General features: G+C 54.6%; 24 protein-coding genes. 12 read left to right on the top strand and 12 right to left on the bottom strand.

From position 1 onward, the window contains the following. Window positions 1-85 precede the first annotated feature (85 nt). A complete protein-coding gene (locus tag BS640_RS03065) occupies window positions 86-1,012 on the bottom strand; it encodes a carbon-nitrogen hydrolase family protein (protein WP_017490769.1) in 927 nt (308 codons plus the stop codon). Between the two features lie 74 nt (window positions 1,013-1,086). Here BS640_RS03065 and BS640_RS03060 point away from each other — a divergent pair, with 74 nt between their 5' ends. Then, complete coding sequence (locus tag BS640_RS03060; protein ID WP_084911854.1) at window positions 1,087-2,055, top strand: LysR substrate-binding domain-containing protein; 969 nt, start codon at window positions 1,087-1,089, stop codon at window positions 2,053-2,055. Here the strand turns inward: BS640_RS03060 and BS640_RS03055 are convergent, their stop codons facing one another. Next, window positions 2,056-2,964, bottom strand: coding sequence for a DMT family transporter (locus tag BS640_RS03055; protein ID WP_017490767.1), 909 nt, complete (start codon window positions 2,962-2,964; stop codon window positions 2,056-2,058). Between the two features lie 189 nt (window positions 2,965-3,153). Between BS640_RS03055 and BS640_RS03050 the strand changes: the two genes are divergently transcribed. From BS640_RS03050 to BS640_RS03040, 3 genes are all read left to right on the top strand, one after another. Next, complete coding sequence (locus tag BS640_RS03050; protein ID WP_084911852.1) at window positions 3,154-4,032, top strand: helix-turn-helix domain-containing protein; 879 nt, start codon at window positions 3,154-3,156, stop codon at window positions 4,030-4,032. Window positions 4,033-4,134: 102 nt separating this feature from the next. After that, window positions 4,135-4,668 carry a GNAT family N-acetyltransferase gene (locus BS640_RS03045; protein ID WP_017490765.1) on the top strand — a complete coding sequence of 178 codons (534 nt, stop codon included), beginning with the start codon at window positions 4,135-4,137 and terminating at the stop codon, window positions 4,666-4,668. Between the two features lie 32 nt (window positions 4,669-4,700). Then, window positions 4,701-5,324, top strand: a complete 624-nt coding sequence (locus BS640_RS03040; protein WP_017490764.1) for a glutathione S-transferase family protein — start codon at window positions 4,701-4,703, stop codon at window positions 5,322-5,324. A 56-nt stretch (window positions 5,325-5,380) separates the two neighbouring features. Here the strand turns inward: BS640_RS03040 and BS640_RS03035 are convergent, their stop codons facing one another. Continuing rightward, the gene (locus BS640_RS03035; RefSeq protein ID WP_017490763.1) at window positions 5,381-6,496 is read right to left on the bottom strand and encodes an SDR family oxidoreductase; all 1,116 of its coding nucleotides are present in this window, start codon (window positions 6,494-6,496) and stop codon (window positions 5,381-5,383) included. A 48-nt stretch (window positions 6,497-6,544) separates the two neighbouring features. Further along, window positions 6,545-6,757 carry a hypothetical protein gene (locus BS640_RS03030; protein ID WP_017490762.1) on the bottom strand — a complete coding sequence of 71 codons (213 nt, stop codon included), beginning with the start codon at window positions 6,755-6,757 and terminating at the stop codon, window positions 6,545-6,547. A 212-nt stretch (window positions 6,758-6,969) separates the two neighbouring features. Here BS640_RS03030 and BS640_RS03025 point away from each other — a divergent pair, with 212 nt between their 5' ends. Continuing rightward, window positions 6,970-7,818, top strand: a complete 849-nt coding sequence (locus BS640_RS03025) for a PA4780 family RIO1-like protein kinase (RefSeq protein WP_017490761.1) — start codon at window positions 6,970-6,972, stop codon at window positions 7,816-7,818. Here the strand turns inward: BS640_RS03025 and BS640_RS03020 are convergent. The 3 genes from BS640_RS03020 to BS640_RS03010 form a co-directional block, all read right to left on the bottom strand. Continuing rightward, complete coding sequence (locus BS640_RS03020) at window positions 7,815-8,540, bottom strand: substrate-binding domain-containing protein (protein ID WP_017490760.1); 726 nt, start codon at window positions 8,538-8,540, stop codon at window positions 7,815-7,817. The two genes, BS640_RS03025 and BS640_RS03020, sit on opposite strands and share 4 nt — an antisense overlap. After that, complete coding sequence (locus BS640_RS03015) at window positions 8,540-9,592, bottom strand: ABC transporter substrate-binding protein (protein WP_084911850.1); 1,053 nt, start codon at window positions 9,590-9,592, stop codon at window positions 8,540-8,542. The genes BS640_RS03020 and BS640_RS03015 overlap by 1 nt, the downstream gene beginning before the upstream one ends. A 123-nt stretch (window positions 9,593-9,715) precedes the next feature. After that, window positions 9,716-10,348 carry a LysE family translocator gene (locus tag BS640_RS03010; protein WP_017490758.1) on the bottom strand — a complete coding sequence of 211 codons (633 nt, stop codon included), beginning with the start codon at window positions 10,346-10,348 and terminating at the stop codon, window positions 9,716-9,718. A gap of 166 nt (window positions 10,349-10,514) precedes the next feature. Between BS640_RS03010 and BS640_RS03005 the strand changes: the two genes are divergently transcribed. Beyond that, window positions 10,515-11,351: a glycerophosphodiester phosphodiesterase family protein gene (locus tag BS640_RS03005; protein WP_017490757.1), complete on the top strand. Its 837-nt coding sequence runs from the start codon at window positions 10,515-10,517 to the stop codon at window positions 11,349-11,351. Window positions 11,352-11,353: 2 nt separating this feature from the next. Then, complete coding sequence (locus tag BS640_RS03000) at window positions 11,354-12,139, top strand: inositol monophosphatase family protein (RefSeq protein WP_017490756.1); 786 nt, start codon at window positions 11,354-11,356, stop codon at window positions 12,137-12,139. On the opposite strand, the gene BS640_RS02995 is transcribed toward BS640_RS03000, so the two are convergent. Continuing rightward, a complete protein-coding gene (locus tag BS640_RS02995; protein ID WP_017490755.1) occupies window positions 12,136-12,474 on the bottom strand; it encodes a nuclear transport factor 2 family protein in 339 nt (112 codons plus the stop codon). The two genes, BS640_RS03000 and BS640_RS02995, sit on opposite strands and share 4 nt — an antisense overlap. 202 nt (window positions 12,475-12,676) lie before the next feature. Here BS640_RS02995 and BS640_RS02990 point away from each other — a divergent pair, with 202 nt between their 5' ends. The 3 genes from BS640_RS02990 (at window position 12,677) to BS640_RS02980 (ending at window position 16,902) form a co-directional block, all read left to right on the top strand. Further along, window positions 12,677-13,345 (top strand): glutathione S-transferase family protein, encoded by a 669-nt coding sequence (locus BS640_RS02990; RefSeq protein ID WP_017490754.1) that lies wholly within the window; start codon window positions 12,677-12,679, stop codon window positions 13,343-13,345. 317 nt (window positions 13,346-13,662) lie between these two features. Next, the gene (locus BS640_RS02985) at window positions 13,663-15,030 is read left to right on the top strand and encodes an NCS2 family permease (protein ID WP_017490753.1); all 1,368 of its coding nucleotides are present in this window, start codon (window positions 13,663-13,665) and stop codon (window positions 15,028-15,030) included. Window positions 15,031-15,255: 225 nt separating this feature from the next. Further along, window positions 15,256-16,902, top strand: coding sequence for a Na+/H+ antiporter (locus tag BS640_RS02980; protein ID WP_017490752.1), 1,647 nt, complete (start codon window positions 15,256-15,258; stop codon window positions 16,900-16,902). A gap of 54 nt (window positions 16,903-16,956) precedes the next feature. Here the strand turns inward: BS640_RS02980 and BS640_RS02975 are convergent, their stop codons facing one another. Further along, window positions 16,957-17,862 carry a LysR family transcriptional regulator gene (locus BS640_RS02975; protein ID WP_017490751.1) on the bottom strand — a complete coding sequence of 302 codons (906 nt, stop codon included), beginning with the start codon at window positions 17,860-17,862 and terminating at the stop codon, window positions 16,957-16,959. A 123-nt stretch (window positions 17,863-17,985) separates the two neighbouring features. Between BS640_RS02975 and BS640_RS02970 the strand changes: the two genes are divergently transcribed. Together BS640_RS02970 and BS640_RS02965 are read left to right on the top strand one after the other, a co-directional pair. Beyond that, window positions 17,986-18,429: a CidA/LrgA family protein gene (locus tag BS640_RS02970; protein WP_084911848.1), complete on the top strand. Its 444-nt coding sequence runs from the start codon at window positions 17,986-17,988 to the stop codon at window positions 18,427-18,429. Continuing rightward, window positions 18,422-19,111 (top strand): LrgB family protein, encoded by a 690-nt coding sequence (locus BS640_RS02965; protein WP_017490749.1) that lies wholly within the window; start codon window positions 18,422-18,424, stop codon window positions 19,109-19,111. The genes BS640_RS02970 and BS640_RS02965 overlap by 8 nt, the downstream gene beginning before the upstream one ends. Before the next feature lie 50 nt (window positions 19,112-19,161). Here BS640_RS02965 and BS640_RS02960 read toward each other — a convergent pair whose 3' ends face one another. The 3 genes from BS640_RS02960 to BS640_RS02950 are packed head-to-tail and all read right to left on the bottom strand — an operon-like array spanning window position 19,162 to window position 22,229. Next, the gene (locus BS640_RS02960) at window positions 19,162-19,923 is read right to left on the bottom strand and encodes an amino acid ABC transporter ATP-binding protein (RefSeq protein WP_017490748.1); all 762 of its coding nucleotides are present in this window, start codon (window positions 19,921-19,923) and stop codon (window positions 19,162-19,164) included. Between the two features lie 8 nt (window positions 19,924-19,931). After that, complete coding sequence (locus BS640_RS02955; RefSeq protein WP_084911846.1) at window positions 19,932-21,041, bottom strand: amino acid ABC transporter permease; 1,110 nt, start codon at window positions 21,039-21,041, stop codon at window positions 19,932-19,934. Window positions 21,042-21,050: 9 nt separating this feature from the next. Beyond that, entirely contained in the window at window positions 21,051-22,229 is a 1,179-nt protein-coding gene (locus tag BS640_RS02950; protein ID WP_017490746.1) for an amino acid ABC transporter permease, read from the bottom strand. Between the last annotated feature and the right edge of the window lie 2 nt (window positions 22,230-22,231).

Raw genomic sequence — 22,231 nt, 5'->3', positions numbered from 1 at the left:
TGTTTTCGCCTCGAAAAGGATAACTCGTTAAAACGATGAGTGATGCCTTAACTTACCCCCGATTCGCCGCCTGACGCAATCCTGCCTAGTCCTCAATAAATCGCAGATTCTTTTTTGCGCGCTGATCGACCTCAAGGCTAAAAATATCCGGCCTTGAATAGTGCCCGACCGGGTCGAAATCATAGCGGGCGCCCACCAGGTCGTCGGTATTGATTTCCGCGGTCAACAGGCCGGTTTCTCCCTTCAGCGGTCCGGCCAGCACGTCGCCCAACGGACCCACAATCACCGAACCCCCGTTAATCACCGGCCGGTTAGTTTCCCAGTGCGCCACCTCGATTCCCTGCTGTGCAGGTGAGGGCTGATATTGGCAGGCGCTTACCACGAACATTCGGCCTTCGTGAGCGATGTGGCGCATCGAGCATTGCCAGATTTCTCGCTCGTCTACCGTCGGAGCGCACCAGACCTCAACGCCCTTACCATACATTGCCACGCGCAGCAGAGGCATGTGATTTTCCCAGCAAATTGCGCTGCCGAGACGGCCTGCGGCGGCGTTCACCACGGGCAGCGTCGAACCATCACCCTGTCCCCAGATCAACCGTTCGGTGCCGGTTGGCATCAGCTTGCGGTGCCTGGCAACCACCCCCTGAGCCGGTTCGATAAACAGCGAAGTACAGTAGAGCGTTGAACCGCTGCGTTCAATCACGCCGATTACGATGCTAGCCTGGGTGCGGGTTGCGAGGTCTGCCAGCGCCTGCGTTTCCTCACCGGGGACCTCAATGGCGTTATTGTAGTAACGGGTAAAATCTTCACGGCCTTCGGGCAGGCGATAGCCCAGACGGGTGCCAAAGATCTCGCCTTTCGGATAGCCCCCCAATAGCGCTTCCGGCATGACGACCAGGCGGGCACCAGAGGCAGTAATCTCCGTCTCCCAGGACAAAATATTTTCCAGCGTAGCGGCTTTTCCCTGTGGGGAAGAGCCTATTTGCAGGGCAGCAACGATTGAAGCAGGCATAAATTTCTCTCGACTCAGCGGGGATGAATTTCTATTCTGCTCGAATCCTGACATTAATCCATGCCCATCCATTTATGAGTGATATTGATAGAATTAATATCGAGACGGTCGATCTCAACCTGCTTAAAGTCCTCGAGGCCTTATATGAAGAGGGCAGTGCGAGCCGCGCCGCCGTGCGGCTTGGGCTGACGCAGTCGGCGGTGAGCGCCGCGCTTGGCCGTCTTCGCCGCCTGTATGACGATCACCTGTTTGTGCGCACCGGACGCGGGCTTGCGCCGACGCTGCGCGCCAATGAGCTGAAACCGCTGGTCAGCGAGGCGCTGGATAAATGTCGGCAGAGTTTGCTGCTGGTTTCTGGCGCGCGGGCCGGCTATGCGGGTCGGTCGTTGAGCATCGGACTCTCGGATGACTTTGAGCTCGCGTTGGGCAAGCGTCTGATTGACCGGCTTGAACGCGACATGCCGGGGCTGCGGGTGGTCTTCCGTCAGACTCACAGCCGCATCGTGGAAGAGATGCTGATGAATCGCGAAATCGATGTCGCGATTGCCTCAGGAGGATTCACCTCGGCGGCTATCGGCAGTGAAACATTGGGAGAAGGGCGCTATGCCTGTCTGATTGATGTGACTCAGCCGCTGGCAGAGCATGAAGTCGAGCATCAACATCACCTGACGCTGGCGGCTTTCTTAAGCCGTCGGCATCTGCTGGTCTCATCGGGCGGGTTTATAGGCATGGTGGATGAGGTACTTATCCCGCAGGGGCTTAAGCGGACGGTGATGGCATCAACAACCCATTTCTCGGCCTTGCCTTATCTGCTGCTGGGCAGCCCGGCGTTGGCGACCATTCCTTTGCACGCCGCCCGTCAACTGGCGGCGTTTCATCCCTTGCGATTATTGCTGCCGCCGGTCGCCATGCCGGCCTATTCAATTAATCTTGGCTGGCGGCGTGATGCGCTGCGCGACCCGGCGGTGATGAAATTGAAAGAGATCGTCAGCGATACGCTCTCGTCTTTCGACTGGCAGAGTGAATCATTTGACGATGCCTGATTAGCTCAGCGCGGGTTTCGTTTTTTTCCATTCCGACAGCCAGCGCGGACGATAGAACATCACCAGATTACCGAGCAGGATAAGCCCCAACCCAATCACCGCGTTGGTATGCCATTGATAACCTTCATAGAAGGTCGATACCGTCAGCGCGACGAGTGGAAACAGTAGCGTACTGTAGGCGGCCTGGCTTGCGCCGATACGTCCTACCAGGCTGAAATACATCCCGAATCCGAGCACCGAGCCAAATACCGCCAGATAGACCAGCGAGCCGACGTAGGCGGATGTCCATTCGATGGCAAAGGACGCTCCCTGTGCCAGGCTCAGCAACGCCATCACAGCAGCACCGTATCCCATCGCGTAGGTATTGGTGCTAACCACGTCCAGTCCGTGCTTTTTGTGGCGCGTACTGATCATATTGCCCAACGAGAAACCGTAGGTGCCCAGCATGCTAAGACCTATGCCTTTCAACAACTCAGGCGCAACGTGATTCGCGCTAAGGTCGTGCCAAAACAGGGTAACAATGCCTACCAGACCCAGAATCGATGCCGGAATCAACGCCGGTGACATTTTCTGACGGAAGAAAAGCATGCCGTTGAAGGCGTTAAACAGCACTGACATCGAGAAAATCACCGATTCCAGCCCGCTGCTGATATAGGCCGCCGCGTGGTAGAAACAATAGAAGTTGAAGGCAAAAACGCAGCAGCCTTGTGCCACGCAATAAATGTGGTCTTTCAACGCCAGCTTGCGCAAACGGCGAGCAATCAATAGCACTACCATCATCAGCAGCGAGGCGAGCAAAAAGCGGTAGAAAATGGAGACTGTTACGGCCACTACACCCTGTTGCAGGTAGATGGCAAACCAGGTAGTGCCCCAAATCAGGATCACGGAGATATACAGCAATGCGTTCATAATGGTATCCAGCGCTAAAAAAGAGAATTCTGCGTGGATTATCGACCCTCAATAAGATTTGGGCATTCATGGGCTTGCGGTCAGTTGTATATTCTTGCGGTTTTTTTAAAGTGATAGTGCAGTCAATACTCGCCCTCAACGCGGGGAAAACACTACAATAGCGCTATTCATTCACCGGGAAGCCGCGCCATGCCAAATCGTTATCAGGCCTTCGAAACGCTCCAGAAGCACCATGCCGTGTTGCACGATACCGTGCATCTGGGGTCGGGTATGCAGCTGGCCGCGTGGTCGAATAAAAACGACTGCGTGACGCAGGAAGACCCGGATCACCATACGCTCAGCCTGTATATCGCCGACGGCTACGAGTGCTACCACAAAACGCGTTCAGGCTGGCAAAACGGTGGCGGGCCGGATCGCTTCTGTCTGATGCCGAAACACAACGTCTCGAGCTGGGACGTGCGGGGCGACTTGTCGTTTGTACATATGTATTGCACCGACGAACATCTGCGCCAGGTCATAGAACAGACCTGGGACCGTAGCCCGGCGAGTATTCTGGTCGATGAACTCACGTTCGAAGAAGATCAGCATATTACTCAGCTTTATCGTCACTTTCTGCTCAGTTGCCAGTGGCAGGAAAGCAGCAATCAGCTGATGCTTAGTACGGCCACCAATCTACTGGTGACGCATCTGGTGCGCCACTATACCCATTTGCAGTGGGCGCTGCCGACCGTGCGTGGCGGTCTGTCGCCGACGGTGCTGAACCGCGTGAAGGAATATATTCACGGCCATCTGTCGACGCCGCTACAGTTGCAGCAGTTGGCCGAGATTGCTGGGCTAAGTGAGTATCATTTTGCGCGGATGTTTAAGCAGTCGATGGGCGTTGCGCCACACCAGTACGTCATGAACGCGCGTATTATCCGCGCCGAGAATTTATTGCGTAATACCCGTCTGGATATCACTACTATCGCGTTGGACTGTGGGTTCAGTTCAACCAGCCATTTCAGCAACCGCTTTAAGTCGCTGCGCGGCGTCGCGCCTTCTGCCGTTCGCCAGAACCTTTTGCGCTAACGTATTCCTCGCGCTATTTCTCAAAATAACTTTCCCACCATCCCATTAGCCGACATTCGGTGCTAGGTTATTCCTGTCGGATTACTGAGGGTTATCACTACTATGCTCAACGCTGCACCACAAATAGAAACGCCAAGATTGATTCTGCGCGGCCACACCGTTGATGATTTCAACGTCATCGCGGCGCTGTGGGCCGATCCTGAAATGGTCCGCTTTATCGGTGGCACGCCCTCCACGCGCGAGGCGAGCTGGACCCGGCTTTTACGCTATGTCGGCCATTGGCAACTGCTGGGTTTTGGCTATTGGGTGGTGAAAGAAAAAGAGTCTGGCCGCTTCATCGGCGAGATCGGGCTTGCCGACTTTCAGCGAAATATGCAGCCTTCTCTGGAGAATAAGGCGGAGATGGGTTGGGTATTAAGCCCAGAATTTCACGGCAAAGGCTACGCCAGCGAGGCGGCAAAAGCCGTACTCGATTGGGCCGCCGCGCACCTCGAGCGTCCCGTTTGCTGCATCATTGCTCCGGAAAATACGCCGTCAATCCGGCTGGCCGAGAAGCATGGATTTATTCATCAGATTGATACGACTTATCAAGACAGTCCCGTTCGCTTGTATAGCCGTCCCGGCACCGAAAAATAGGCAGCGCAGTATGCTGGTGGAGAAGACAGACTATGTTGAAAATATTAGGCAAATCGACGTCAATTAATGTGCGTAAAGTGCTCTGGACCTGCCATGAGCTGGGGTTGGATTACCGCCATGAAGAGTACGGCGGCGATTTCAAATCGACGCAAACGGCAGAGTTTAAGGCGTTGAACCCGAATTCTTTGGTGCCGGTCATTATTGATGATGAATATGTCCTGTGGGAATCCAACACTATCTGCCGCTATTTGGTGGCTAAAGAGGGGCGAGACGATCTCTTACCGCCAACGCCGCGTGAAAGAGCGAAGGTAGAGCAGTGGATGGACTGGCAGCTCGGCGATCTGAATAATGCCTGGCGCTATGCCTTTATGTCTCTTGCGCGTCAAAGCCCGCAGCATCAGGACCCGGCATTGCTCGCAATCAGCATCGCAGAATGGAATAGATTAATGGAGATTGTTGACGGTCAATTACAGCAGGCGGGAGACTATATATTGGGTGACCGCTTTACGCTGGCCGACATAGTGATTGGCATGTCGGTAAATCGCTGGGTGATGACGCCAATCACTCGCCCTACGCTTTCTGCCGTTTTTTCGTACTATGAGCGCTTGAATCAACGCGAAGGTTATCAATTATTTGGTCGTAACGGCAGCGTATAGCGCAAAAATGCCCCCTTTTATTAAGCGAGGGGGCAGTCGTATCAGGACGAATATTATTACTTAAAGTCGACCATCATCAATTCAGGAATTGAAAGACCCTGCGTGGTGCTGACGCATTTATCGATATAACGCGTAAATGCCATAGGGCGCGGAATGCCCATGTCCAATAAACGCTGATTATCGAACTTAACGTTTAATTCTGCAAAGCCGCCGTATAATTTAATTGCGCGCAGAATAATCTTGTCATTGCAGGGGCCAAGAATATCTTTAAATTGTTTCCGAATTCCTGTGAACTCTTGATAACTAATTTGCTGATAATCGTTAACAATTGCTGAGGTGTTATTTGCTTTGGCGACAGATTCATCGATAGCAGAAAAAGGCGTACACATCTCTTCACCCGAAGAAATATGGTAGAAGTTATGTTTAACTTCTTCGCTCAGGCAAAGATTCGCCAGCACCATGGCACAATAGTCTACTGGAATAACGTCAATTTTATCGTCAAGCTGACAGGTAAATTTCTTCAGCTTGAGCGCCATCAGGAATACCCAGAAAATGCTGCTCGATGGACGGCATCCGTACTGAGTATGACCGACGATAATGGAGGGACGTGCCACCACAAAAGGCAGGTCCGGGCAGTGTTCGCGGATCAGATTTTCGATAGCGCGTTTGGAGGCGGTGTACTGCACCAGGTCCTCATTGTGCGCATTATCGGGCATATCTTCATAGAAAACGCTGTCTTTGTCCGGCATTGACGCCATGGCGGTGCCAACGTGAACAAAGCGCTGTAGGCTTTTTACTTTTGCCATCCGCTGAGCAAAAGCTAAAGAGCCGTCGACGTTAACGCGCCACAGCGCCGGGTTATTTCCGAAGGAGGCAATTGCAGCACAGTTAATAACGTGCGTGACATTATCGATACGTGGGTCCTGAGTAAATGCTTCAGGCTCGGACAGGTCACCGATTAAAATATTTTCTTCATTAATAGAAGCAAGCTGCTGCGAATTTAAACCAAATTTTTCTAAATTGGTTCTTATTCTCAATAAACCGGCAGCCGTTGTTTCAGCGCGGACTAATAACAGAAGGTTGATTTCGTTTTTTGGATACTGACGTAAAAAATGTTCGACAACGGCACCACCCACGAAGCCGGAGGCGCCTGTAATTAGAATGCTTGGCATAAATAGAATCTCAGCAGGTTACAGTGGCTGCACAGTACCACCTGCTTCTTAAACCATTCTTATACTAAATTCTGGGTAACATAAACGGAAGCTAAACGGCTTAGGGGCTTTTTTAAACAGTCCTTTGAATCTTAATTTGTCATTAGTTTTCGTTTTAATTTCGTTTAAAAAAGGAAGCAATTCATCGCTATTAATAATACCTCCGCTAACTATTTTTAAAAGACCCATCCCATTTTTTGCCACAGGCATCCCACTTTTCATTCTTGATCCTGCGTCCTTTGCGCTGAGATAAATGGATAAACTAGCGTAGGGTTCCGCGCTACCCTCAAAGATCTCTGTCTGGAAAGTATGCAGTGAGGTATGACTAAGATAAACTGAGGCATAGGCCACCTAACAGGATGGCGACAGAGCACGGTTAAAGGAATTTTGTGCGGGGTGATTCCCTCGCGCGCATAAATAAGGTACAAGGCTGCATGAAAATCCCAAATAGAATCCAACCTCTGGTGGATGACGGCCTAATCGATGACGTGGTCCGTCGACTGAAAAGTGGCAAAGAAGCCGACGTGTACACCGTTTTATGCGGTGAGGAAATTCGTTGCGCCAAGGTTTATAAGGAAGCAACGCAGCGTAGCTTTAAGCAGGCCGTTCAGTATCAGGAAGGGCGCAAGGTTCGTAACAGCCGCAGCGCACGTGCGATGCAAAAAGGCTCCAAGTTTGGGCGCAAGCAGCAGGAAGAGACTTGGCAGACGGCCGAAGTTGACGCGCTGTTTCGTTTGGCAAACGCCGGCGTGCGGGTCCCGCAACCTTATATCTGCCTCGACGGTGTGCTGCTGATGGAGCTTATTACCGACGGTGAAGGGCTGGTAGCACCGCGTTTGAGCGACGTTATATTTACCGAGCAGGAGGCGATTGAGGGGCATGACATCATGATCCGCAACATCGTCCGCATGCTTTGCGCTGGTATCGTGCATGGTGACCTCTCGGAGTTCAACGTGCTGCTTGACGCACAGGGGCCGGTTATCATTGACTTGCCGCAGGCCGTTGATGCCTCAGCCAATAACCATGCCGAATCTATGTTCGAGCGTGACGTGAACAACATGACCGATTTCTACGGGCAATTCGCGCCAGCGCTGCTGGAAACGCGCTATGCGAAAGAGATCTGGGCGCTGTATGAAGAGGGTAAATTGACCCCGGAAAGCGTGCTGACCGGCCAATTTGCCGAAGACACGCACAAGGCTGACGTGGACTCTCTGCTCGATGAAATTACTGCCGCAGAAGACGAGTACTATGACCGTCAGCGTGCGCTGAAAGAGAGGGACTAATCCCTCTCGGTAAATCCTTCCCGCGTTAAGTACCCCTGCGCCGCTGTCGAGAGCAAAAAATCTGACAGCGGTTCTGCTCGTGCGTGGCATTGCGCAAAGGCATAATCCGCTCGAATATTATAATCCTCAGGTATTTCAATCACCCGCAGACCGTCACACTCTGCGAGCCGACGCGCGTAACTCACATAGCCGATGAAAAGCTCGCACTGTCCGGTGCGGATAAGCCACGCCGCGGCCAGCTCGCCCGCTGGTACGGGCTGGCTCTCGGCGCCGCCGACCAGTGGCAAAGCCGACTGACGCAGCCTTTCGCCCATGCCGGGGTGACGCCTCTCTATCTTTTCAAACAGCTGCCAGGTGTAGTCACCCGAAGGGTCGGCAAGCGGCGTCGAGGTGCCGAGCCGCAGCCCGGGGTCATTCAGCAACGCTAACCATGAGGGGTGTTCGGTTACCCGATTTTCATGCACCGTCAGACAAAGCCTGTTGCCGGTAAAGGTCTCAACGCGCTGAGCACGGCCGAGCGCCAGCAGGCGCTGCGGATGTGATACGTTGGCTGAGGCGAACAGATCAGGCTGTTCTCCCGCTTCAATGCGCTGGCGCAGCAGCCCGGCGGGGCCAAACTGCGTCGAGACCCCTATCCCGCTCTGTCGGGTAAAATGTGCCATTAAAGGCGGCCAAACGGCTCTCAGGCTGCCCGCAGCCAGAACGTTGAGCTGCCGGGTCATCAGGCTTTAGGCTCGGCTGGCGCGGGTTTAGGCGCGACATAGTCAGTGCGATAGAAACGCTGATAGTAGGCATTGGCCTGTTTCTGCATATCGATATCGCTGAATTTTTGCGGATAGAGTTTTTTCGCCATCCACAGCTCACCGATGGCCAGCGCTTCGGGCATTGGATAACCCCAGGCCTTGGCATATTCCGGCATCAGATAAACGCGGTGATGCTTTACGGCGTCAATGACCTGCCAGTTAGGGTCGCGTTCGATATCACCCACCACCTGCGGATAGCGGTCCTGTACAAAAATCACCTGCGGGTTCCAGGCGATGACCTGCTCCATACTCACCTGTTTAAAGCCTTTCACCGTGGATTCAGCCACGTTAAGTGCGCCCGCGTGATTCATCATCATGCCAGTGTATTTGCCGGAGCCATAGGTCGTGAGGTCAGGGTTTGCCATATAAACGCGGACGCGTTGGTCGGGTGCAACGTCCTTCAGGCGGCTGCTCACCAGAGTTCGCTGGGCAAAGGTGTAATCGATAAGCGCGTCAGCCTGCTTCTGGCGATTCACCACCTCACCAATCAGCCTGATACCGGTTTTTAGCCCGTCGTTGTAGGCCTGCTCCTCGTCGTTAATCTGCGGATTCATTTTGCCCGCTTCTCCAGGCCTGTCGTCGCGCAGCGAAATAGCCACTACCGCGATGCCTGCGTTGCTAATCTGGTCAATCATCTCCTTTGGCGCATAGTTTGTGACGAAGACGACCTGCGGATGCAGCGCAACCAGACTCTCCACATCGACGTGCGTCAAATCGCCCAGCGCAGGTGTTGTTAGCAGCTGCGGTGCGAGGCGCACATAGCTGTCGCCCAACTGTTGTTTCCAGTTTGCCAGCACGCCAACAATCTTGCTGCTGGCGTCGAGCTGCACGAGAAGATTAAGCGTCTGATGCTGAAGTACGACAACTCTGTCGACCTGATCGGGAATCGTTATCTGACGGCCAAGCTGGTCGGTGATTTGTCGTGAGGCGATCGCGCCAAAGGATGACATGCTCAGCACCGCGCCGAGCATCAGGATGTTGAAAGTATTCGACCTGGATAGCGAAAATTTTAGAAAAGTGTGCACAGGGAAAACCTCGTTATACGTTGTATTTCCCAGTATATAGCGGTGTGCCTTAACTGAACATCTCGACGATTATTTACGCCCTTCAATCAGCATGCGCACCGCAAGGCCGCTGAGTACGGTCGCCATCAGCCAGCGTTGCACCAGGGTCCAAAACGGACGCCCTGCCAGGAATGCCGCGATATAACCGGCCGAGAGTGCAATCAGCGCATTGACGCAGAAACTCACGGCAATCTGCGTGCTGCCCAGCACCATCGACTGCATCAGAACGTGACCCTGCGCAGGCACGATAAACTGCGGTAAAAGAGAGAGATACAGCACGGCGGCCTTGGGGTTAAGTAGGTTAGTAAAAAGCCCCATGGTGAAGAGTTTACGCGGGCTGTCTTTGGCGAGTTCACGCACCTGAAACGGCGAACGACCGCCGGGGCGGATAGCCTGCCACGCCATATACAGCAGATAAAGTGCGCCGCAGAATCGCAGGGTGTCATAGGCAAACGGCACGGCCATTAACAGGGCAGTGATACCGAGTGCGGAGAAAACCATATAAAACAGGAAGCCGACCACGACGCCGCCGAGTGAGATAAGTCCGGCCCTTGGGCCTTGACAGAGAGAGCGCGAAATCAGGTAAATCATGTTCGGCCCGGGGGTGAGCACCATTCCGAGGGCGATTAACATAAAAGGCAGCAAATGAGCGGCATCAGGCATGACATTCTCCGAGTATGATTGACGAAAAAATCTCCTACAAGATATAGAGCTTTTAAGGGTTATTAAGCAAGGGGTTGTCATATTTTGTTCACGGCTTTTGGGTCAAACAGTCATAAACCCGTGCAATGTTACTTTCCGTGTGAGTTAAACCTTTACCGGAGAGGACATGTACGTCGATACCCGAAAACTGATTTCACTGCAAAACCCGTCAGTGCTGATTGTGGCCCACCGGGGCGTATGGACCCGCGCACCGGAAAACTCGCTGTCTGCGCTCGAAGACGCGATTGCCGCAGGCGCTGACATCATCGAAATTGATACCCAGAGTACTGCGGACTCTCAGCTGGTGGTCGTGCACGACGCAAGGCTGGACCGAACCTCTGACCATCAGGGCGAAATTCAGCGTATGCCCTTCTCTGAAGTGCGCCGTGCGCGACTCAAGGGCAGCGACGGACGCCCCGGCATGGTGGTGACTGAAGATCGTGTGCCTTCTCTGGAAGCTTTTCTCGAGGAGGCACGTGGCCGGATCGTGGTGAATATTGATATCAAATTTGCCCGCGATCGCCAGCGCGTGATAGACCTGGTGCTCAACATGAACATGGCCGACGGCGTGCTGCTTAAAAGCAAGATTGAGCTCAATGCACAGTCCTTCCCGCTGGACATGACTGACGCCCGGCGACGTATTCCCTACATGCCGATTGTGCACGCCAGACCCGGAAAGTTTGCCGAAGATTTGCGCAAGATAGAAGACTTTGGCGCGCAGATGATGGCGCTTTATTTTAGCGATTTGCACGACGTCATCGAGGCGCGAGAGGAGCTGCAACGGTTGGGCATTCGCCTATGGGTGAACACGCTGGATGTCTCTCACTCGCTGGACTACTGTGATAGCCACGCCCATCAGCATCCGACGCAGGTCTGGGGCACGTTGGTTGACGCTGGATTTGGCGCAATTCAGACTGATAACGTCAGTCAACTGCGCCGTTGGTTAAAGGACAAAGGACGCTAACAATGAAAAACGAGATTTCCGACAGGCTGCGCATCGCCAGCCAAATTGCTGCACAGGCCGCCGAACTGGCGCTGAGCTTCTTTGCGCGACGCAGCGAGATTGATGTCAGCAGCAAACGCACCCAGGACTTTGTTTCAGAAGCCGATGTCGCGGTTGAAAACTTTATCCGCCAGCAGCTGCAACAGCATTTCCCCAACGACCCGATTATTGGTGAAGAGATGGGCGGCCAGCTGAGCGAAGGCGCGTGCTGGGTGATTGACCCGATCGACGGCACGTCTAACTTTTTACGCGGTTCGCCGCTTTGGGGCGTTTCATTAGGACTGGTCGAGCGGCATCGTCCGGTGATTGGGATAGTCGCGCTGCCGGTGCTTAACGAACTTTTTGCCGCAGAGACCGGCAAGGGCATCTTCCTTAACGGCAAACCTTTTACGCGCGATAACCGTTTCTCTGACGTTCAGGTCGTTTCTCTGGGCGATAGCGCAGACGATCAGCTTGGTGAGGCGTCGGCATTTTATCGGGGTCTGCGTGAGGCAGACTGGTCGGTACACTGCTATCGCTGTACCACCGTGGGTATGGTGTTTGCGGCGAAAGGTATTCTCGACGGCCACCTGCAACGCCGCACCACGCTGTGGGACATCGCTGGTGGCGCGGTGCTGTGTCAGGAAGCCGGGCTGGAAACGGTGGTAAATTTCGGTGGGGAAGGGATTCGTCACCTGTCGGTGGCGACGGGGACACCCGCGCTCATGGACGCGGTCAGGCCACTTTGGCCCGACCTGTCACCTCGTTAAGCGAAGTAAAACCAGGCGGTCTCAATGAGACCGTCTTTCACCTCGAATACCGCCATGCTTTCGATAGGTTGTTCGTTCAGACCGTGGATCCTTTCCAGATCAAAGACCTTGTTACCCAATACGCTACGCGATATGAGTTCGGCTTTCAGTGCGGGGTTGTTAAATCGGTTTTGGGCGTAAAACTCGCGCAGCTGCTGTTTGCCCTGCATGGAAGGCGCGGTGGCAGGCATACGATACGCAATAAAGGTTTCGCTAAAACAGGAAACGAATTTTTCCAGGTCGTGCTGATTGTAAGCGTAAAATTGTTGTTCTACTGCGGCTAAAACGTCGGACATGGTGTTAATCCCTTTTAGATTGCGAATAAAACGCGTGTTTATAATTTGAATTTAAATTCACATTTAATGAATTTAAATTCAAACATGAGGCATTGTCCGAAACTTGTCAATCGTTGATGTAATCTTTTATTACCGCAGGTTAGCGTCTCTTCAGTAGTCTATAGTTAACAATCAATTAGTATGACTACTCTGGAGTGTATGCATGATAATCCTTCACCACCTCAATAACTCGCGTTCCCAACGCATTTTGTGGATGCTTGAAGAACTGCAACTGCCGTACACCATCGAACGCTATCAGCGTGACGAAAAAACGATGCTGGCCCCGGCATCGCTTAAGAAGATCCATCCGCTGGGCAAGTCGCCGGTGTTGCAGGATGGCGATCTTATCATCGCTGAATCGGGTGCTATCCTCGAATATTTACAGGAAACCTACGATCTTCAGGGTCTTCTCAAGCCAGCGGATCCTTCGTCGCGTTTGCAGTATCGTTACTGGATGCACTATGCCGAAGGATCGCTGATGCCGCTGCTGGTAATGAAACTTATCTTCGGGCGTCTTGGCAAACCGCCCATGCCGTGGTTGATCCGCCCGATAGCCGGGGCGATAGGTAAAGGCGTGCAGCAGAATTACATCGACAAACAGCTGGCGACGCATGCCGCCTACATTGAAGATCACTTGACTAAAAATGCCTGGTTTGCCGGTGAAACCTTCAGCGCCGCAGATATTCAGATGAGCTTTCCAATCGAGGCGCTGGCCTCGCGTTTTCCCACCGATAAAACCCCGCACCTGAAACAGTGGCTGGCTAAGATTCAGGCAAGACCGGCCTATCAACAGGCGTTAAAACAGGGTGGGCCTTATCAAATAGGATCCTGAGTAAAAATTGATCGACTCGCTTTTTTTAGATTAAATGTCTTTAAAATGTACAAAAATGACAAAAACATCGCTAAACGGAGTTGAAACCAGAGTATTAATAGCTGGATAATCGTTTGCTTAGCCGTACCTACGACTTTTAGAACCGCCGTACGCGATGTGAGTTAAACGTTTGCCCTGGCTTTTTGCCGATAATTCAACGGTGTTTATCATCGTTGAACGTCGGCGCACATCCTTTAGCCGGGTAGGGAAGCGAACAACACGAAACGATTTCATAATGACCACGCAGGCATTTCAGTAGCACACTCAGAGGATCCACCATGTCTCAACCACAGTCTCAAGCGGGCGGCAGCGTGACGCCTAAAGGATCGCTTGATGCTTTCTTTTCTATTTCTGCGCGTGGCAGTAACGTTCGCCAGGAAGTGATCGCCGGTCTCACCACCTTTTTAGCCATGGTCTATTCCGTGATAGTCGTGCCTTCGATGCTCGGCAAAGCCGGTTTTTCTGCGGCGGCGGTGTTCGTTGCAACCTGCCTGGTGGCCGGATTTGGCTCTCTGCTGATGGGGCTGTGGGCAAACCTGCCGCTGGCGATTGGTTGTGCTATCTCCCTGACGGCGTTTACCGCGTTTAGCCTGGTTATTGGTCAGCACATCCCCGTGCCGGTGGCGCTCGGGGCGGTATTCCTGATGGGCGTGCTGTTTACCGTTATCTCGGTGACCGGCATTCGCTCCTGGATTTTGCGCAATCTGCCGACCGGTGTTGCGCACGGTACGGGGATAGGCATCGGCCTGTTCCTACTGCTGGTGGCGGCTAACGGCGTGGGGCTGGTTATCAAGAATCCGCTCGACGGCCTGCCTGTCGCGCTCGGCGCTTTTACCTCCTTCCCGGTGGTGATGACGCTGCTCGGGCTGGCGGTGATTTTTGGTCTGGAGAAACTGCGTGTGCCGGGTGGCATTTTGCTGGTGATTATCGCCATTTCCGTGATTGGCCTGATTTTCGATCCGGCGGTGAAATATCACGGCCTGTTTGCGATGCCTTCACTGTCTGACGCGAGCGGTCATTCGTTGTTCTTTAATCTTGATATTAAAGACGCGCTGAAAGCCGCCGTGTTACCGAGCGTGCTGGCGCTGGTGATGACCGCGGTGTTCGACGCCACGGGCACCATTCGCGCAGTAGCGGGGCAGGCTAACCTGTTGGATAAAGACGGCCAGATTATCAACGCTGGCAGGGCACTGACGGCGGACTCGGTCAGCAGCATTTTCGCCGGTCTGGTCGGTGCGGCACCCGCTGCGGTGTACATTGAGTCTGCGGCAGGTACGGCAGCGGGCGGCAAAACCGGTCTAACCGCCACGGTGGTCGGGGTGCTGTTCCTGCTGATGCTGTTCCTTTCTCCTCTGTCCTATCTGGTGCCGTCCTATGCGACCGCGCCTGCGCTGATGTACGTTGGCCTGCTGATGCTCAGCAACGTGACCAAGCTGGACTTCACCGACTTTGTTGACGCCATGTCGGGGCTGCTGTGTGCGGTATTTATCGTGCTGACCTGTAACATCGTGACCGGCATTATGCTGGGCTTTAGCTCGCTGGTCGTGGGTCGTATTTGCTCAGGCGAGTGGCGCAAGCTGAACCTTGGCACGGTAGTTATCGCCGTTGCGCTGGTGGTGTTCTACGCCGGCGGCTGGGCGCTTTAACGTCCTCTCTCACGCTTCCCCCGCGCCTGTCGCGGGGGAAAGTCGCTTGTTTCTTCTTCCCCCGCATTCATAAACCAACAAAGTTTGTTAACAACATTTACACTTCACTTTCAGACGTCTGCAATTTTTATCCATTGTTAAAATGTTTTACTATCAAATTGTCGTGCAGGCCCGGCCTGCGTCCAGCTTTAAGCATTAACCTAATAACAAGAGTCTAAGGAAAGCATGGAAATATTTTTTACCATCCTTATTTTGATTCTGGTGGTGTCGCTCTCCGGTGTCGTTACCAGGATGTTGCCGTTCCAGGTTCCACTTCCTCTTATGCAAATCGCCGTGGGGGCATTGCTCGCGTGGCCCAACTTTGGTTTACACGTCGATTTCGATCCTGACTTGTTCCTCGTGCTGTTCATTCCGCCGTTGCTGTTCGCCGATGGCTGGAAGACGCCGATGCGCGAATTCCTGCACAAAGGGCGAGAGATCCTTGGGCTGGCGCTCGCATTGGTGCTGGTCACCGTAGTTGGGGTGGGGTATCTGATTTACATGATGGTGCCGAATATTCCCTTGGTCGCCGCCTTCGCGCTGGCCGCCGTACTGTCACCGACGGACGCCGTGGCCCTGTCGGGTATCGTCGGTAAGGGGCGTATTCCGAAATCGATCATGGGTATCCTCGAAGGCGAGGCGCTGATGAATGACGCGTCGGGCCTGGTATCGTTGAAGTTCGCCATCGCGGTGGCGATGGGGACTATGGTCTTCACTGTGCCGGGTGCGACGGTCGAGTTCCTCAAAGTGGCCATCGGCGGTCTGTTGGCCGGCGTCGCCGTGACCTGGCTGTACAGTAAGTCGCTGCGCATCATGAGCCGCTGGAGCGGCGACGACCCGGCGACGCAAATCGTTCTGCTGCTCCTGCTGCCGTTTGCCTCCTATCTGATTGCCGAACACATTGGCGTTTCAGGCATTCTGGCCGCCGTGGCCGCCGGTATGACCATCAGTCAGTCGGGCATTATTCGCAATGCACCGCTGGCGATGCGCCTGCGCGCAAACAGCGTCTGGGCGATGCTCGAATTTGTGTTTAACGGCATGGTGTTTATCATGTTGGGCCTGCAGCTGCCGGGCATTCTCGAGAGCTCGCTGGACCAGGCAACGCATGACCCGAGCATCGTCACCTGGCACCTGTTCGCCGACGTTGCCGTCATCTACTTCGCCCTGTTGCTGCTGCGTTTCGCCTGGCTGTGGCTGATGAAGAACTTCAGCAACCGCCTGCTGAAGAAGCGTCCGCTGACCTTTGGCAGTTTCTCGACGCGTGAGCTGTGGGTTGCCTCGTTTGCGGGCGTTCGTGGCGCGATTACGCTGGCCGGTGTGCTGTCGATTCCCCTGTTCCTGGCCGATGGTTCGGCCTTCCCGTCGCGCTATCAGCTGGTCTTTTTGGCCGCTGGGGTGATCTTGTTCTCGCTGATTGCCGGTGTGGTGGCGTTGCCTTTCCTGCTGCGCGGCGTGGTTGTGGACAAGTCCTCCTACCGCGAAGAAGAACGTATGGCTCGCGCCGTGGCTGCTGAGGTCGCGATTGAGAGCCTGCACAAGATGGAAGAGCGTCTTGCCGCCGATTCGGAAGAGAATATTGACGAGCAAACGCTGAAGGAAATCAGTTCGCGGGTGGTGGGAAATCTGCGCCGACGCACGGTCGGTAAAGACGACATCGAACACGCGCTGATGCTGGAAAACCTTGAGCGACGTTTCCGCCTGACGGCGCTGCGTGCGGAGCGGGGCGAGCTTTATCACCTGCGTGCCACCCAGCGTATTAGCAACGAGACGCTGCAAAAACTGCTTCATGACCTCGATTTACTGGAGGCGCTGCTGGTCGAAAAAGAGGTGTAATCCCTGCCTTTGAACCGCTTGAAAGGCCCGCCGGTTAACGCCCGTGGGCCTTTTTTATGGTCTTGGCTCAGGAATAAGGCTCTCTGGCCAAAACTCTCGGCTGCGTGCTATCCACGCCTGTGCGCTCTGCGACAGATAGCTGCCCTGCCGCCAGATGAGACCTAACTGCCACAGCAGGGTTGGGGTCAGCGGCAGCCAAAGTAGCTTCTCGCCGTCCAGACGCTGGCACACTGGCTCGGGCAGGATGGCAATACCCATTCCGGCCTGTACCATCGCGGCAAGAAAATCCCATTGGCCGCTGCGTGCGGCTATCTTCGGCGTGAAACCGTGGGCGCTAAAGGCGTCCAGCAACTGTCGATAAAGCGCAAAATCTTCGTTATAAATCAATATGCTTTCATCGCTCAGTTCGCTGAGCGTCACGCTGCTGCGGTTGAGCCAACAGGCGGTTTTCGGCACCACCACGCATAAAGGATGGCTAAACAGCAGCTGTGAGGTAATCGGCAGCGCGGGGTCGATGGGTAGGGCAGTGAGCGCCAGATCCAGCTCGCCTGAAAGCACTGCCTGTTGCACGGTCAGGCCGCCAAACTCTGAAATAATCAGTTCGATACCAGGATAATGCTGACGAAACTCACCAATCAGGGGAGCCATCTGCGTGCCCACCATCGGCGGTACGCCGAGCCGCAGCAGGCCACGTTTGACGTCATTAATGTCTTCCAACTCGGCCTCAAGCTGACGAAACTCCTCCAGGATATTCAGGCCGCGCTGGTAAAGCGCTTGTCCGCTGTCGGTCAACCGCAGGCGACGCCCTTCGCGGATGAGCAGCGTACACTCCAGCTCCTCCTCCAGATTGCGTAGCATCTTGCTGATGGTCGGCTGAGTGACAAACAGTTTTTCCGCCGCGCGGGTAAAACTCTGCTGGCGAACGACTTCAACGAAATAGCGCAGGGTGCGAACGTCCATAAGGCTCCAGTGACCTAACATTCCAATTTGGAATCATTTGGATAATTTTAATTCATTTCTTAACGGGTTTCTCCTCGCCGTATACTGAAATCTCTAATTATTCGTCCCCCGAGGTCAGACCCCATGATGTTGGCGTTGCGCCTGAAAGCGCCGTCGTTGCTCACGCGCTTTCAGGTACCGATTCAGGTTGTGCTGTACGCGTTACTTTTTATGGTCGCAGACCGCTTGGTCGGTGCGCTGCATCTGCCGCTGCCCGCCAATATTGTCGGTATGCTGATGATGTTGCTGCTTATCGCCTTTCGCGTACTGCCACTGAGTTGGGTAAAGGCCGGTTCTCGCTGGCTGCTGGCCGAAATGCTGCTGTTTTTCGTGCCTGCTGTGGTCGCGGTAGTCAACTACGCCCAGCTGTTGATGGTCGAGGGATGGAAGATTTTTCTGGTGATTGGTATTAGCACTATTTTGACACTGGGGGCGACGGCGGTGGTGGTCGATAAAGTCTATAAGCTGGAACTGAGGATGGCGGAGAGAAAAAACGCACAAGCGTTGCAGAAGGCCGAACATGATTGATTTATCGATCAGTATTCTCTGTTTCGCCATCACGCTGGTGCTGTATTACGCCAACAAAAGGCTCTATCGCTGGCGTCGAAGCTTGCTGTTTATGCCGTTGGTGTTTACCCCGGTGGTACTGGTGGTGCTGCTGGTGGTGACGCGCGTCTCCTATAAAGACTATATCGGCGAAACCCACTGGCTGCTGTGGTTGCTGGGACCGTCGACTATCGCTTTCGCGGTGCCGGTGTATGAGAACATGGCTATTATTCGTCGTCACTGGATTTCCCTGAGCGCGGGCGTGGTGACGGCAATTACCGTCGCGGTGTTTAGCTCGGTGTGGTTGGCGCGGGTGCTGATGCTGCCGGAAGAAATACAGCGCAGTCTTGCCGTGCGTTCGATCACCACACCGTTTGCGTTGGCGGCGGCGAAACAGGAGGGCGGTCAGCCTGATCTGGTGGCGCTGTTTGTGGTGATAACCGGTGTATTCGGCATGGCGGTTGGCGACCTGCTGTTCCTGCGTCTCGCGGTGCGCAGCGCGCTGGCGAAAGGGGCCGGGCTGGGTGCGGCATCACACGGTGCGGGGACGGCCAAGGCCTACCAAATGGGCGCCGAAGAGGGCGTGGTCTCGAGTCTGGTGATGATGCTAGCGGGGGTGATGACGGTACTGATCGCGCCCTTGATTGGCCGCTATATGTGGTGATACTGCGGCCAACCGGCGCAACCCGTGAGGTGCGCCGGTTGGCCGGTAAGTTAGTGAATAATTTGCGCCAGGAACTCGCGCGTCCTGGCTGACTTAGGATTCGCGAAGAACTCTTCCGGCGGTGCCTGCTCTACAATCTCCCCCCTGTCCATAAAGATAACCCTGTCCGCCACGGTGCGTGCAAAGCCCATCTCGTGGGTCACGCAAAGCATCGTCATCCCTTCTTCGGCGAGACCAATCATGGTATCCAGCACCTCTTTGACCATCTCTGGGTCAAGGGCCGAGGTAGGCTCGTCAAACAGCATGATTTTCGGTTTCATACACAGCGAACGGGCGATGGCAACGCGCTGCTGCTGACCGCCTGAAAGCTGTCCCGGGAACTTGTGGGCATGCTCGGCGATGCGCACGCGCTTGAGGTATTTCATCGCCAGCTCTTCCGCGTCCTTCTTCGGCATCTTGCGCACCCAGCAAGGTGCCAGCGTGCAGTTCTGAAGCACCGTCAGATGCGGGAACAAGTTGAAGTGCTGGAACACCATGCCGACCTCGGTACGAATGCGCTCAATGTTGCGCAAATCGTCGTTCAGTTCGGTGCCGTCCACGACGATACGTCCCTGCTGGTGCTCTTCAAGATGGTTGATGCAGCGAATGGTGGTCGATTTACCCGAGCCGGATGGCCCGCATAAAACGATTCGTTCGCCTGACGTTACGTTCAGATTGATGCCTTTCAACACGTGGAACTGCCCGTACCACTTGTTAACGTCTTCCAGCGTAATCATCATTTTTTTAGTTTCGGTGACGTTATAGTCGCTCATTGTTTACCTCAGTGTCCTGAATGCCCGGTGTGGAAGCGTTTTTCCAAATGCTGGCTATAACGCGACATGCTAAAACAGAAAATCCAATAAACGGCGGCGGCGAAGACATAGCCTTCGGTCGACATGCCTAGCCATTCGGGAGCGACGGTCGCCTGCTGCACGCTGCTGAAAAAGTCCATCAAACCGATGATGATCACCAGGCTGGTGTCTTTGAACAGCGCAATGATGGTGTTGACCAGACCCGGTATCACCATCTTCAGCGCCTGCGGCAGAATGACCAGCATCTGCGTTCTCCAGTAGCCAAGCGCCAGCGATTGTGCCGCCTCGGTCTGCCCTTTCGGCAGCGCCTGCAGGCCGCCGCGCACCACTTCCGCGACATAGGCCGACTGGAACAGCACCACGCCGACCAACGCGCGGACCAGCTTGTCAATGCTGGTGCCTTCGCTCATAAACAGCGGCAGCATGACCGAGGACATGAACAGCACGGTAATGAGCGGCACGCCGCGCCAGAATTCGATGAAAATCACCGACAGCACGCGCACGATCGGTAGAGAAGATCGTCGAGCCAGCGCCAGCAGAATGCCCAGCGGCAGCGCACCCGCGATACCGACGGCGGCAATGACTAGCGTCAAGGTCAGCCCGCCCCACTGATAGGTCTCGACGCGACTCAGGCCGAAGAATCCCCCGTAGAGCATGAACCAGGTAAAGACCGGGAAGGCCACGGCCCAGCATGCGACGTACAGCCCACGGCGCGGCATCTTCGCGGTAAACATCGGCACCAGCGAAAGCAGACAGACAATCAGCGTGGTATTGATGCGCCAGCGCTGGTCGGTTGGATAAAGCCCATACATAAACTGGCCGAAGCGGGCGTGGATAAACACCCAGCAGGCTCCCTGTTTTGTACAGTCTGCTCGGGTGGTGCCGACCCAGTTGGCCTGAAAAATAACCCAGTTCAGCAGCGGCGGGACCAGTTCCCACAGCAGCCAGAGGAACAGCAGGGTCAGCAGGCTGTTGAACCCGCTGGAGAACAGATTTTTACGCGCCCAAAGTACGGCGTTGCCGAAGGGGGTGCCGGGCTTGGCGCCCCTTACAGAGTGCGGGAGTGTTGTCATCGTCATTCGCTTCCCTTAACGCTCAACCAGCGCGATGCGGCGGTTATAAATGTTCATCAAGAACGAAATTACCAGGCTGATAACCAGATAAACTGACATCGTCATGGCAATCGTCTCAATCGCCTGTCCGGTCTGATTGAGTACCGTGCCGGCAAACAGAGACACCATGTCTGGATACCCGATGGCCGCTGCCAGGGAGGAGTTTTTGACGATGTTGAGATACTGGCTGGTCAGCGGCGGAATAATGACGCGCATCGCCTGCGGCAAAATAACCTGACGCAGCGTGACCGGATTCGGCAGTCCAAGCGATCGCGCCGCTTCGTGCTGTCCATAAGATACTGACTGAATGCCGGAGCGAATGACTTCGGCAATAAAGGTTGAGGTATAGACCGACAGCGCCAGCGTCAGCGCCCCTAGCTCGGGGATAAGCACCACGCCGCCGCCGAAGTTAAATCCTTTCAGCTTTGGAATGTCCCAATGCAATGCCGGGCCGAAAATCAGCTGCGCCAAAGCCGGGAACAGAATGAGCATCGCGACGCACCACGGCCAGATGCGCCACACCAGACCGGTATGAATCTGACGAAAATGGTTATAGCGTTTCAAAAACAGAATGCCACCGACCGCCAACAGCAGGGCAACCAGCGCGGCCCAGAATCCTGACGACATCTCTGGAGACGGCAGGTAGAGACCGCGGTTGCTGGCAAAGACCGTGTCGAAGGCGTTCAGGCTCTGTCTTGGACCCGGCAGGTTGCGCAAAACGGCAAAGTACCAGAAGAAGATTTGCAGCAACGGCGGAATATTACGGAAGGTCTCGATGTAGACGGTGCACAGCTTGCGGATAAGCCAGTTGTCGGAGAGTCTCCCTAATCCGACCACGAAGCCAAGAATCGACGCAAAGACGATGCACAGTGCCGAGACCAGCAGGGTATTTAGCAGCCCAATGAAGAAGACGCGGGCGTAGGTGTCGCCTTCATCGTAACTAATCAGGTGTTGGACGATGCCAAATCCGGCACCGCGGCTCAAGAAATCAAATCCCGAGGTGATCCCTCGCGTCGTTAGATTGGTAATGGTGTTGTGTAACAGGTAGCCCAGACAGGCAACCAGCAACACCACCGCGAAAATTTGATACAGCCAGGCGCGAACCGCAGGGTTACGCAGAGAGAACGCGACTTTTTCGGTTGGGCGTTGCGACATAA

This window comes from Rouxiella badensis, assembly GCF_002093665.1.
In the GTDB taxonomy this organism is placed as follows: domain Bacteria; phylum Pseudomonadota; class Gammaproteobacteria; order Enterobacterales; family Enterobacteriaceae; genus Rouxiella; species Rouxiella badensis.
This window is presented reverse-complemented; position numbering and strand designations above follow the sequence as displayed.